Raw genomic sequence first — 13,390 nt, 5'->3', positions numbered from 1 at the left:
CGCCAGCTTTCGTTTCTACGGGCTGGCCAACCATCAGCTTTTAACTTTTCTAAGGCCTGCTGACGCACGGGCGCTAAGTAATCGGAGATTTGCGCCGCATCAATGACCTGTTCTAGCCATTGACTCATGCTTCAGCCTCCTCGTACGCTTTACCTAGGAATGCGTATCCGCTCTTCTCAACTTCTAGCGCTAGTGACGCGTCACCGCTTTTCACAATTTTGCCGTCGGCAAGAATGTGAACAAAGTCAGGCTTGATGTAGTCTAGAAGACGCTGGTAGTGGGTAACAACGATGAAGCTACGCTCACCGTCGCGCTGGCTATTAACACCATCGGCAACAACCTGAAGTGCATCAACGTCAAGGCCTGAGTCTGATTCATCTAGAATACAAAGCTTTGGCTCTAGCAAAATCATTTGCATGATTTCGTTACGCTTCTTCTCACCACCAGAGAAACCTTCGTTTACACCGCGCTTCAAGAAATCCAATGGAAGCTGTACCTGCTTGCACGCTTCTTTTGCTTTCTTTAAAAACTCAGCAGCTGTTAATGGCGCTTCGCCGCGCTGTTCGCGCATAGCGTTAACTGACTCTTTCATGAATTCCATATTGCTTACGCCAGGAATTTCAACTGGGTATTGGAACGCAAGGAAAAGGCCTTCACGGGCACGCTCTTCTACTTCAAGCTCTAATAGGTCTTTACCGTTAAGCGTGGCTTCGCCTTCGCTTACTTCGTAGCCGTCACGACCAGATAGGACGTAGCCTAGTGTACTTTTACCGGCTCCGTTGGGGCCCATGATAGCGTGTACTTCACCAGGTTTAACTTCAAGGTTAAGACCTTTTATGATGTTTTTCTCTTCCACGCTGGCATGTAAATTCTTGATACTAAGCATTGATTACCCCACTGAACCTTCAAGACTAATTTCGAGCAGCTTGCCGGCTTCTACGGCAAATTCCATTGGCAGCTCTTTGAATACTTCTTTACAGAAACCGTTAACAATCATAGAAACGGCCTTTTCTGTGTCTAAGCCACGTTGCTGACACAGGAATAATTGTTCGTCGCTCACCTTCGATGTTGTTGCTTCGTGCTCAACAATGGCTGAAGGGTTACGGCTTTCGATATACGGGAATGTGTGCGCGCCACATTTGTCACCGATAAGTAGCGAGTCACACTCGGTGAAGTTACGTGCTCCGTCGGCGCGAGGGCCCATTTGAACCAGCCCGCGATAGGCATTGTTACTGTTACCCGCTGAAATACCTTTAGAGATGATGGTCGACTTGGTGTTTTTACCAACGTGGATCATCTTAGTACCGGTATCAGCCTGCTGGCGACCGCGCGTTAGCGCTACTGAATAGAATTCACCTACACTGTTGTCGCCTTTAAGTACACAGCTTGGGTACTTCCACGTAACCGCAGAGCCGGTTTCAACCTGCGTCCACGAGATTTTCGCATTGGTATGCGCTACACCACGTTTTGTCACGAAGTTGTAGATACCGCCTTTACCGTTCTCGTCACCTGGGTACCAGTTCTGTACCGTTGAGTATTTAATCTGCGCATCATCCATTGCCACTAGTTCAACCACTGCCGCATGCAGCTGGTTTTCATCTCGCTGTGGTGCAGTACAACCTTCAAGGTAGCTTACGTAGCTGCCTTCATCAGCAACAATCAAGGTACGCTCGAACTGACCGGTGTTCATTTCGTTAATACGAAAATAAGTAGAAAGCTCCATTGGGCAACGTGTGCCTTTTGGAATATAGACAAATGAACCGTCAGTAAATACAGCGCTGTTAAGCGCAGCAAAATAGTTATCTGTGCGCGGCACTACCGAACCAATGTATTTCTTTACAAGGTCTGGGTACTTCTGTACTGCCTCAGAAATTGGGCAAAAGATCACTCCCGCTTCTTCAAGCTTATCGCGGAACGTAGTTACAACCGATACCGAGTCGAATACCGCATCTACCGCGACGCCTGCCAGCATTTCCTGCTCGTGTAGAGGAATGCCCAGCTTTTCATAGGTGCGAAGTAGCTCAGGGTCAACTTCATCTAGCGACTTAGGTTTATCTTTCATACTCTTTGGTGCCGAGTAATAAGAAATGGCCTGATAATCGATTTTCGGATAGTCGACATGCGCCCAATCAGGCTCTTCCATTTCTAGCCATGCATGATAAGACTTCAAACGCCATTCAAGCATCCATTCAGGCTCGTTTTTCATTGCTGATATGCGGCGGATAACCGACTCGTCCAGGCCGCTTTCAAACGTTTCCGATTCGATTTCTGAATAGAAACCCGCATCGTACTTTCTTTCTAACGCCTGTTCGATCTGTTCACTCATGTTGGGATCTCACTTGTTTGCCTGCATTTGCTGCCACTAACCTTTCTATTTAACTGGCAAATAAATCACCCCACGGTCTTGGTAATTTATATCGACTTTCAACTTCAACAACGTCATTTATTTGGGTTTACGCCCAAAAGAGTTGCCAAAACTGCCAGTTACATTGCGGACAGCCTAAAATTTTGGTGCCGTAGTATATAATACCCGACTATTTCACTCAAATATTCAGCCATTAATTTATGGCCACTTACGCGTTTTAAACGCTGCTTAAAGGTCAATTTCCTTCAAACGCGCATTAATTTTCTTCCACATTCACTAAAATAAAAAAGAATGCGCTAACACTAACTACGCTTTGCCTACTACAAAAAACCGCGCTCAACGACGGTATAGGCGTTTATGCTGAAACCGCTTGGCGTAGTCTTGTGGTTACATCCACTACTTTTTGTATTACGTAATCGATGTCTTCTTGGGTCGTAAAACGCCCCACGCTGAATCTAATTCCTGCATGCGCCAATTCGTTGCTTCGGCCAATCGCTTTCAGCACATACGAGGGCTCTAGACTCGCTGATGTACACGCCGACCCTGAAGATACAGCAATATCATTTAAACCCATCATCAAGCTTTCACCGTCTACACCCGCAAAGCTCACATTTAAAATACCCGGGATACGCTGTGTTGCGTGCCCATTTAAATAGATATCGTCGAGCTGTTGAAGGCCCTGCCACAGCGATTCACGCAGCGCTAATATGCGCGCACTATCCTCTTCTATTTTTGAAGAAGCTAGCGCGATGGCTTCACCCATTCCAACAATTTGGTGGGTGGCTAATGTACCCGACCGCATGCCGCGCTCGTGGCCCCCGCCATGAATTTGTGCCACCAGATTAATTTTGGGACGGCGACGCACATATAGTGCCCCCATACCTTTCGGGCCGTATATCTTGTGCGCCGATATAGACAGCAAATCTATAGGAAGCTCGCCTAAATCAATGGCAATTTTGCCCACACTTTGCGCACCATCCACATGAAAAAGAATGCCTTTGTCACGACAAAGCTGGCCAATAGCTTGAATGTCTTGGATAACACCAAGTTCATTGTTCACATGCATCACCGACACCAAAATAGTGTCGTCGCGCAACGCGTTTTTGAGATCATTTAAATCAATTAAACCGTTTGGCAATACTTCAAGATAGGTAACCTCAAAGCCTTGGCTTTGTAAGAACTCACAGGTATCCAACACCGCTTTATGTTCGGTGTTAACGGTAATGATATGTTTGCGTTTATTGGCATAACCTTGGGCGACGCCTTTTATAGCAAGATTGTTCGATTCAGTGGCCCCCGAAGTAAAAACAATTTCTCTAGGGTCGCAATTAAGCGCGTCGCTGATTTGATTTCTAGCAACATCAACCGCTTCTTCTGCCATCCAGCCGAAGCGATAGCTACGAGAAGCTGGGTTACCAAAGTTGCCATCCAGCGTTAGGCATTTTGCCATTGCCTCGGCCACATTCGGGTCTACCGGTGTTGTTGCTGCGTAATCTAAATAAATGGGTGTTGATAAAGCCATGCGTTACTCAATACCAATTTAAAGTTGAATACTAACTTCGATATCTTTGGTGATATGACGAAGTGATGCATTACCGTCTTGACGGTCGGCTACCTCTTGCACATCACGCTTTGCCATTAACTCGCCCAACGTAATTGAATTCAAAAACGCCGCAATGCGATCACTTAGGTCTTGCCACAAGCTGTGCGTTAGGCAGCGATCGCCGCCTTGACAGTCTGCTTGTCCTTGGCAACGTGTCGCATCAATGGACTCGTCGACGGCGCGAATGACTTCGCCTATCGCAATTTTGCTTGCTTCACGGCCTAACAAATAGCCGCCGCCAGGCCCACGAACACTGTCTACTAATTGCTCTTTACGCAATCGAGAAAAAAGCTGTTCAAGGTAAGATAAAGAAATTTCTTGTCGTTCTGAAATGTCGGCAAGAGGCACTGGACCACGCTTTGAATGCAAAGCGACATCAAGCATTGCGGTAACCGCATAGCGCCCTTTCGAAGTGAGTTTCATTGGATTCTCCCGCCGTTTTATAGTGCGGGAATTTTCACATACCCGACTAAAATGGTCAAGTATAAGACCTAGTAAATTAGTCAGGTATTATTGATTCGAGTAATCGCTTTTGTACATCAAGGCTTTCGTTTCATTTTAGCCCGATCCAAATAAGCACTAATAGACGCTAGTAGGTGCCAAATTTGCGTGGTTACTTCTACGCTAAATGCTAAGAAATCGTTTATTCTGCAAATGAATGATAACGTCGACCATAAACGCTATTTGTTTGCATTTAAGTGAATATGAGCAAGAATACTGTCTGCTATCCGATGTGATTGAACGGTATCAATTTGATGGCGCAACCCACGCAACACTTGATGTTTAGCACCTGATATAGCTCTGGCTGTTGCAACACCGCCACTGGGATGCACCATGTGATCAACATCTCCGTGAATCACTAATGTTGGAGCTTTGACATTTTGAAGCATTGGCGTTCGGTCCCCGGATTTCATAATAGCACCGATTTGCCGGAACATCGCTTTTGCATCACTTTTGCCACCATTGCGCTGCCATGCCAAACGCGCGTACTGATGCCATTGGTTTACGGCTCCGTTTGCAGCTACATCGCCAATATGCGTCATCATTGCCTGATAGTTTTTTACTGCGTCTTTTTCGTTCATTGGCGCTTTAGCTCTTGCCATTCGCCATAGCGTTGAATAAGAGGGTTGCCCTACGCGGCGATTCCCTGTCGTCGAGAAAATAGACGTCATAGATATCACTTTTTCAGGATGCAGACTTGCAAGAGTCTGTGCAATCATCCCTCCCATAGACATTCCTGCGATATGTGCGCTTGATATATTTAGCGCCTCTAACAACTGTGCAGTATCTTCAGCCATCCGTTCAAGTCCATATGCACCTTTCGGCGACCTTCCTCTTAACTGCTGTAATAGGCTGGGATGCGGTGTGCCGCTGCGTACTGACCTTCCTGCATCACGATTGTCAAAGCAAATAACGCGAAATCCACTAGCAACTAAACGCTCAATAAGCGCGTTTGGCCAATAAACCAACTGAAGACCTAAACCCACAATAAGTACAATGGTGTCGGTATTTCCGACACCATGTTCGGCATAGCAAAACCTATCACCGCTTTTAAGCATTACGTATTGCTCATGATGCTGGGCTAAACTCATTTAAAGCTCTCGTGATTTAATAAAAGTAAGTGTGCGTCTATTAAAATTTCTATTCAAACTTAAGCGCTGGATCGTCTACACGGCCTTTCCGAAAAATTTTCACGTCTTGTGCATAATTGAACGACATAGACCAAGGAAACTGCATGCCTTGACGTGGCAACTGTTCTAAAGAGCGTTGGATGTAGCCAGCGCCAAAGTTTAGCAACGGTTGTGTTTCCATATTTGGGTCTGCTACAGGTGTACACTGTGTAAAGCCGTGCTCTTCCATATGATTGAGCAATCGCGTGAAATGTTCACATAGAAGGCCAATTTTTAGTGTCCACGATGAAGCTGTATAGCCCACCGCAATAGCAAAATTAGGCACGCCACTGAGTAACATACCTTTATACGTAACACATTCTGGAAGCGAAACAGCTTCACCATCAATTTTTGGCACTATCCCTCCTAAAGGCAGAAGGTTTAATCCAGTGGCTGTTACTATAATATCTGCTTCAATATGCTGGCCCGAATCAAGTTTAATGCCCGTTTCAGTAAACGTATCTATAGTATCTGTTGCAACCGACGCCTTACCTTTCGAAATTGACTCGAATAAATCTCCACCCGGAACTGCACACAGTCGCTGCTCCCAAGGATTGTAAGGTGGGTTAAAGTGTATATCTACTGGATATCCTTCGGGTAACATTTTTGCATTAAGACTGCGTATTATTTTGCGCGCACGATGCGGAAAGCGCTGACAAAACACGTACACCCAACGCTGTTTCGCTATGTTAAACCAACGCGCAGCTTTAAACGCTGTATCCTCGCTAAACCACGCGCGTAAATGTTTTGCGATTGGATCATCTACGGGCACAGGCAATACGTAGGATGGCGTTCTTTGCAGCATAGTCACGTGCGATGCGCTTTTCGCTAGTGCGGGAACCAGCGTTACCGCCGTTGCACCGCTTCCGATTACCACGACGCGTTTGTTTTCGTAATCCAGATCTTCAGGCCAATGCTGTGGATGTACAATCTGACCGTTAAATTGTGATTGCCCTTTGAAATGTGGTGCATAACCTTTATCGTATCGATAATAACCCGAAGCGTTAAATATCCATCTGGCGGCAATGTGCTCATGCCGCCCACTCTCTTCTGACTTTAACGTAACCCGCCAATAGTGTTTATCGCTTTGCCAATCTATATCTACCACACGAGTTAAAAAACGTATGTGCTCTTTAATACCGTTTTCAGCCGCGGTTTCTTCTACATAAGCCTTTATTGAACGACCATCAGCAATGGCCTTTTTCTCTTTCCAAGGTTTGAATTCGTAGCCAAAGGTGAATAAATCAGAATCTGAGCGTATTCCCGGGTATTTGAATAAATCCCATGTGCCGCCCAAATCACCGCGGGCTTCTATAATAGAATATGAAAGGTCAGGACATTTTTTTTGAATGTGGTAGGCGCAGCCGATACCCGAAATTCCGGCTCCAACAATTAGTACGTCGAGTAATGGCGCTGTTTCTTGCATAACGTCCCTGAAAAGTGATGATCAACCTTTCATCTCAATGTATGTTGGAGTTATGCATGAGTCAATGTGCTTGTTAATGTGGTGTAAAAACAAGCCTTTGTGAATATTTACTATATAAGGGTGAAGGTTCTCGGCCTTAGCACCCGAAAATAGTATGCGGAATTAGAGTTAAATAGCGGGGTCGAAAGAAGAATGAGCCTTCTCTCGCTCTTGGGTTTCCGTTAGGTCGAAACCCGTTTCTGCGAAATCTTCAGCGCTAATATTGTGTAAATTATCGGTACACACATCGCCACCTAGTGACTGAATGACCTTGCACATCTCTTCCACTTTGGTGTCCATTTGGTGCATGTGCTCTAGCATTATGCCCATCGCATTGGCCACAGGATCAGGGTTATCTGGCGCGACAGCATAGGCATCAAAACCATACTTCTGGGCAATTTTATCTCGCTCGGGGTTTACCGACGCATTCATCTCTTTTTGCTTCGAGATAATGATACGACCCGGGATTCCCACCGCCGTAGCGCCATCAGGAATATCTTTTACGACCACAGAGTTAGACCCTACTTTAGCGTTTTCACCTATAATAATAGGCCCTAACACTTTAGCACCAGCCCCAACTACAGCGCCTTTTTTAAGGGTTGGGTGGCGCTTACCTGCTCTCCAGCTAGTGCCTCCAAGAGTAACGCCGTGGTAAAGGGTGACATCATCGCCAATTTCTGCAGTTTCACCAATGACCACACCCATACCGTGGTCGATAAATACCCGTCGTCCTAACGTGGCACCAGGATGAATTTCAATCCCCGTAAGCCAACGGCTAAAGGTTGATAAACTGCGTGCCAACCATTTCCATTCAGCCTTCCATAGTTTGTGACTAATGCGATGCAGCCACACTGCATGAAGTCCAGGGTAGTTGGTTAGCACTTCAAAGGTGTTTCTGGCCGCTGGGTCGCGATGAAATACACCTTGAATATCATCTTTTATACGGGCGAACATAGTGTTTACTCTTTTTCTTCTATCGCTGGTGCAGGGTCTGCATCGCCAGAGTTAGCATTCTTCACCGATTTATCGATAGACGCCAATATACCGCGTAATATATTAAGCTCTTGAGACTCAGGGCGCGCTCGGTTAAACAAGCGGCGCAGCTTAGTCATAACCACACCCGGGTGACTTTTGCGAATGAACGACGTGCCTTCCAGCGTGGTTTCCAAATGCGTATAAAAACGCTCTAAATCGTCATTCAGTGGATATTCTTCCTCAACACTTGGATATGTTTCGCGATTTAGATAGGCCATGCGAATTTCATAACAAAGGGTTTGCACTGCTGCTGCTAAATTAAGTGAGCTGTATTCAGGGTTGGCTGGAATACACATATGGAAGTGACACTGCTGCAGCTCTTCATTAGTTAAACCACTGTTCTCACGCCCAAACACCAAGGCTACCGGGTACTTTTCTACTTCTTGGACCAGCTTTTCGCCACAGTCGCGCGGGCCTAACATAGGCCATGAATGAGTGCGAGAGCGTGCAGACGTCCCTACTACCAAGCCACAGTCTTTAACTGCCTCTTCCAGCGTGCTTACAATTTTCGCGTTAGCAAGCACATCACCAGCCCCTGCCGCCAATGCACTTGCTTGGCCGTCTGGCTCATTTACTGGGTCGACAAGATATAAGCTGCTCAGCCCCATGGTTTTCATCGCTCTTGCTGTCGAGCCGATGTTTCCCGTGTGAGACGTGTTAACTAAAATAATGCGAATATTCTCGAGCATGCGTGTAATACCTACGTACTTATTTGGATAGCGTCTTTAATTCGATAATACGCGCTTTTGGCGTGCTATCTTACAGACCTTAATAGCGTGAAGTTTAACACAGCGGCAGTATAGATGGCTATTCACGCTATTGTGCTGGGATTTCATTTGCATCGCGCATAGATTCTGGTAGACTCCGCCCGTTTTCGAAAACAACTAGCTATTTTTTGTACAGTTAGTTTTTTTCATTGGTCTTTTACAATTGGTGGTTTATCTATGCATCCTATGCTGAATATTGCGGTGCGCGCTGCGCGTGCGGCTGGAACAGTTATTGTTCGTGGTTTTGAAAAACATAATGAAGTAGCAACAGAGTCAAAAGGCTTAAACGACTTCGTTACTCAAGTTGATAAAGAAGCAGAACAAGCAATTATTGCCAAAATTCAGCAGTCTTACCCGAACCATTGCTTCCTAGGTGAAGAATCGGGTGAAGTGTTGGGCACAGAAACTGATTATCAGTGGATCATCGATCCACTAGATGGCACCACTAACTTTGTAAAAGGCATTCCTCACTTTGCCGTTTCAATTGCACTTCTTCACAAAGGTCGCTTAGATCAAGCGGTTGTTTTCGACCCAATTCGCAGCGAACTATTCACCGCGAGCCGTGGTCAAGGCGCGCAGCTTAATGGTTATCGTATTCGTGCTTCTAAGCCTCGTGACCTTTCTGAAACCATTATTGCTACTGGCTTACCGTTTAAGAACAAATCTCAGTTTGGCGAGTATGCACTAAGCTTAAACAAGATTTTCCACGAAGTGGGCGACATTCGCCGCGCGGGTAGTGCAGCGCTAGACCTTGCTTACGTTGCAGCTGGCCGCCACGACGGTTACTGGGAGCGCGGCATTAAATCTTGGGATATCGCAGCAGGTGAGCTTATTGTTCGTGAAGCTGGCGGATTGGTAACAGACTTTAAAGGCGGAAACGACCCGCTTCACAAAGGCGAAATTGTTGCTGGTAGCGTGAAGGTTGTTCAAGGCTTAGTGAAGCATCTTAAGTAAGAAGCACCTTAAATAAGAAGCATCTTAAGTAAAAGCAGCTTAAATAAATCGCTCGTAAGCACATAAACTGAGCCGATAAACCAAGCACAGTTAAACAGTAAAGGCGCTATGACACGAATGACGTGACATAGCGCCTTTTTCTTTTTCTCACTTATTGGTTTCGTTATACCTGCGGTAACACACCGCGATTACGAACATTTTACCTCTCGCTGAGTGGCTAATGAGCTATGCGGACTGGTGTTTAACTTTAGGCCAAATAAAAATCTAAGTATTAAAAAGCGCTTGGCGACTTCGTATGTCAGTGCGCACCCCACAACGGTTATTAGCGTTATTAAAATAAATTCTCCGAGTGTCGACGATACACGGGAGCTCAAAAAGAACGCCGCCACCACGATTATCGTTTGATGCACCATATAGTAAGGCAACACGCCTTTGTTCAAATAGCTCACCACCTTACTCGGGTTAGACAAATATTTTCGACCGAACCCCAATATTGCTGCCAACCATGCCCAGTGATTAAGTACAACGATTACACCAACCAAAACACGAAACCCAGGCGACGACTCCATTAACTGCCCTGTAGGGCCTAGCAAGTCGTGCCGGTCTAAAATTATGACGCTGTAAAGTACTATCGCAATGGTTAAGCTTACGTGACGGGATTTCATAATTGCAGCATACAATGCGGTTCTAAGCACAATCACAATACCTACCAGCATCACAAAAAAGTACTTTGCATGACTATACCAATCATTAAGCAAGTCGTGAGACGTGGGATATGCTACTCGTAGCTCCAGCCATATGGCAGTCATGATCGTAACCACTAACACGCTAAACAGCGCCAAACTATCGAGTACTCTCAACGCCCTTACTTCCACAAATCTGATAAGCGGGAAAAACAGCAATATGAAAGCGCTATACACAAAAAGGTAAGGTAAAAACCAAAGGTGATTCCACGTCAGTAAGCCAATTACCGATTGTTTGTCGATAAACAAGTCAGTATTTGGATTAATGTAAGCAACGTAGAACTCGCTAAACGGCATGGCTAGTGCTCCGCTTACTGTCCACTCTACATAAACTTGTGGCGCGACGATAACAAACATACCGAATACAAGAGGAATTAATATCCGCAACGCCCTCTTCCCCAGTAGTGAAAGGGATACACGCCAGCGAGAGGTCGTTTGGCCATAAGCGCGGCGCAGCACGACGGTAAATACCATGGCAGAGATCAAAAATAATAAAGACATACGCCATTGGTTGGTCAATATCATCACGTCTTGTAGTAGTGGAAATTGCACGTCGCTTTTTATATGCCAGCCCCACTCTAAAACGTAATACATTCCGATGTGATAAAAAATGAGTACACCAAATGCGATGACACGCAGCGCATCCAACTCGAAATAACGCTGAGTGACAGGACTCTCGACCACGGCCTTCTCTCTCGCCTCCCCCTTTGAAGTTCTGTTAACAAACGTTGCTTCCTGATCAACATATGCTTGCGTCAATGTCCTCACTCCTATTCAATAGTGCTTAACTAACATGTTGCATCTAATGTGATAGACGTCTGACAGCAAACGCCTAAGTGACGAGAATTAAGGGAAAAAGGGTTAAGCGGTGAATAACTGGGATGAAAAATGGAGTCAGTTTCTTAGGGATTCTGAATCAAAACATAAATACGCTGCATTTGTTTTGCTTACAGCCTATTTGTTTATAAACAATTCAATCAATGCTGCGTCTAGTTGGACTGAATTTTCTCGAAGCGACAATAACAGCGTAGCACTTTGGGAGCCGTACGTTTGGGAATACTCGAGTGCTTTGAGCACCGCTTTGCTCGTCATCCCATTAATTATCGCTATACGTATACTCGATCAGAAGGTGAAAGTGGGAGCGACATGGCTTGGATGGCATTTTGCCTTCGCCAGTTTATTTTCAGTAGCCCATGTATCATTAATGGTAGCATTTCGAAAGCTCGTCTATTTATTCTCTGAACGCAATTATGACTTTGGGATATGGCTCAATGAGTTCATCTACGAATATCGAAAGGATGTATGGGGCTATATTACTCTGATTACTTTTTACTATATTGCACGGTTTGGCTATCAACGCTTAATTGGTGAAGCATCACCTATTACACGCGACACATCACAGATAACGAATGACAACGTGGCCAGCACCTTACCTGACTATTTATTGGTGAAAAAGCTCAATAAGGAGTTTTTGGTTCAAGTCACTGACATACAGCGAGTAGAAGCCTCAGGAAACTACATTAACCTTCATACTCACGTGGGCGTTTACCCCTTGCGTTATACCCTTGGCCGGTTTTGTGAAGAAGGAGCACATCAAGGCTTTATGCGAGTGCACCGGTCGCACGCAGTGCGAATACCTGCCATTGTGTCTATAAGTTATGAAGAAACAGGGGATGGAACAATAATGCTCAATAACGGTCAATCAGTAGCGCTTTCCAGGCGATATAAAGATGATCTGAAACAAGCATTAGCCCCCAATCAATAGTAAATTCCACTTTTGATAAAGCGTAAAAAAACCGCATCGTAGATGCGGTTTTTGTACGTTTCAAGCGTGTAAAACTAAGGCATAGGATCTAAATCTGCGCCTTCCTTTTCCACTTGTGGTGGCATTAGGTCTTCTTTACTAATACCCAATGCAAGTGCCACTGAACTTGCGATATACACCGATGAGTAAGTACCTACCACTACACCAAACAGCAATGCTGTTGCAAATCCGTGAATAAGTGCACCACCCTTGTAGAATAATGCAACCAATACCAACACCGTGGTTAATGAGGTGATGATAGTACGGTTTAGGGTTTGCGTTAGCGAGATATTGATAATCTCAACAGGCTCACCTTTACGAATTTTGCGGAAGTTCTCACGAATACGGTCACACACAACGATGGTATCGTTAAGTGAATAACCAATTACCGCTAGTACCGCTGCAAGTACCGTAAGGTCAAACTCGATTTGAAGTACTGAAAACAAACCCAGCGTAAGTATAACGTCGTGAGCTAGTGCCGACACTGACCCTAGAGCGAATCGCCATTCAAATCGCATCGCGACATAAACCAGAATACACAAGAGTGCGACTAGCATCGCAAGGCCGCCCTGCTCAGTAAGCTCTTCACCTACGTTAGGACCTACGAACTCGATACGACGCATATCAACCTCAGTACCGTCAGCGCGCAAGGCAGCTAGTACCTGTTCACCTATAGTCACGGCTTTAACGCCATCACGAGGAGCAATGCGGATAAGTACATCTTGGCTGCTGCCAAAATTCTGTACTATGGCATCTTCAAAGTTCGCTTCGTTTAGCTGGGCGCGAATGCCCTCTAAATTAGCGGCGTCCTCATAGCCAACTTCAATTAGCGTACCGCCAGTGAAGTCTAGCCCCCAGTTAAGGCTGTTAACGCCTAGCGACACGAACGAACCTAAAATGAGTACCGTTGATAACACCATCGCAGGAATGCGAAGGCGCATAAAATTGACGGTATCGGATAGTTTTAATAATTGCATGTTACTT

The 13,390-nt window shown here is 45.5% G+C and carries 12 protein-coding genes; 2 read left to right on the top strand and 10 right to left on the bottom strand.

Annotation, left to right across the window (positions count from 1 at the left end; all coding sequences use genetic code 11):
* Positions 1-124 precede the first annotated feature (124 nt).
* From sufC to trmJ, 8 genes are all read right to left on the bottom strand, one after another.
* On the bottom strand, positions 125-886 hold the full coding sequence (gene sufC / locus QVA83_RS04550) for a Fe-S cluster assembly ATPase SufC (protein WP_014979831.1): 762 nt from the start codon (positions 884-886) through the stop codon (positions 125-127).
* Positions 887-889: 3 nt separating this feature from the next.
* A complete protein-coding gene (gene sufB, locus QVA83_RS04545; RefSeq protein ID WP_014950176.1) occupies positions 890-2,326 on the bottom strand; it encodes a Fe-S cluster assembly protein SufB in 1,437 nt (478 codons plus the stop codon).
* 394 nt (positions 2,327-2,720) lie between these two features.
* The gene (locus QVA83_RS04540; protein WP_061486181.1) at positions 2,721-3,887 is read right to left on the bottom strand and encodes an IscS subfamily cysteine desulfurase; all 1,167 of its coding nucleotides are present in this window, start codon (positions 3,885-3,887) and stop codon (positions 2,721-2,723) included.
* 18 nt (positions 3,888-3,905) lie between these two features.
* Positions 3,906-4,391 carry a Fe-S cluster assembly transcriptional regulator IscR gene (gene iscR / locus QVA83_RS04535; RefSeq protein ID WP_014950178.1) on the bottom strand — a complete coding sequence of 162 codons (486 nt, stop codon included), beginning with the start codon at positions 4,389-4,391 and terminating at the stop codon, positions 3,906-3,908.
* A 257-nt stretch (positions 4,392-4,648) separates the two neighbouring features.
* Positions 4,649-5,560 (bottom strand): alpha/beta fold hydrolase, encoded by a 912-nt coding sequence (locus QVA83_RS04530; protein WP_061486183.1) that lies wholly within the window; start codon positions 5,558-5,560, stop codon positions 4,649-4,651.
* 49 nt (positions 5,561-5,609) lie between these two features.
* Positions 5,610-7,064: a flavin-containing monooxygenase gene (locus QVA83_RS04525; protein WP_287498161.1), complete on the bottom strand. Its 1,455-nt coding sequence runs from the start codon at positions 7,062-7,064 to the stop codon at positions 5,610-5,612.
* A gap of 168 nt (positions 7,065-7,232) precedes the next feature.
* Positions 7,233-8,057 (bottom strand): serine O-acetyltransferase, encoded by an 825-nt coding sequence (gene cysE / locus QVA83_RS04520; RefSeq protein WP_014950181.1) that lies wholly within the window; start codon positions 8,055-8,057, stop codon positions 7,233-7,235.
* A gap of 5 nt (positions 8,058-8,062) precedes the next feature.
* Complete coding sequence (gene trmJ, locus QVA83_RS04515; RefSeq protein ID WP_014950182.1) at positions 8,063-8,827, bottom strand: tRNA (cytosine(32)/uridine(32)-2'-O)-methyltransferase TrmJ; 765 nt, start codon at positions 8,825-8,827, stop codon at positions 8,063-8,065.
* A gap of 255 nt (positions 8,828-9,082) precedes the next feature.
* Here trmJ and suhB point away from each other — a divergent pair, with 255 nt between their 5' ends.
* The gene (gene suhB, locus QVA83_RS04510; protein ID WP_014950183.1) at positions 9,083-9,859 is read left to right on the top strand and encodes an inositol-1-monophosphatase; all 777 of its coding nucleotides are present in this window, start codon (positions 9,083-9,085) and stop codon (positions 9,857-9,859) included.
* Positions 9,860-10,047: 188 nt separating this feature from the next.
* Here the strand turns inward: suhB and QVA83_RS04505 are convergent, their stop codons facing one another.
* A complete protein-coding gene (locus QVA83_RS04505) occupies positions 10,048-11,370 on the bottom strand; it encodes an acyltransferase family protein (RefSeq protein ID WP_287498160.1) in 1,323 nt (440 codons plus the stop codon).
* 100 nt (positions 11,371-11,470) lie between these two features.
* On the opposite strand from QVA83_RS04505, the gene QVA83_RS04500 reads away from it, so the two are divergent.
* Complete coding sequence (locus QVA83_RS04500; protein ID WP_014950185.1) at positions 11,471-12,367, top strand: LytR/AlgR family response regulator transcription factor; 897 nt, start codon at positions 11,471-11,473, stop codon at positions 12,365-12,367.
* Positions 12,368-12,441: 74 nt separating this feature from the next.
* On the opposite strand, the gene secF is transcribed toward QVA83_RS04500, so the two are convergent.
* The gene (gene secF / locus QVA83_RS04495) at positions 12,442-13,383 is read right to left on the bottom strand and encodes a protein translocase subunit SecF (protein WP_014977044.1); all 942 of its coding nucleotides are present in this window, start codon (positions 13,381-13,383) and stop codon (positions 12,442-12,444) included.
* Positions 13,384-13,390 lie beyond the last annotated feature (7 nt).

The organism is Alteromonas sp. AO-Serp, from assembly GCF_017849675.1.
GTDB lineage: Bacteria > Pseudomonadota > Gammaproteobacteria > Enterobacterales > Alteromonadaceae > Alteromonas > Alteromonas macleodii.
The sequence above is the reverse complement of the archived record's forward strand: the minus strand, read 5'-3'. Positions and strand labels throughout refer to the sequence as shown.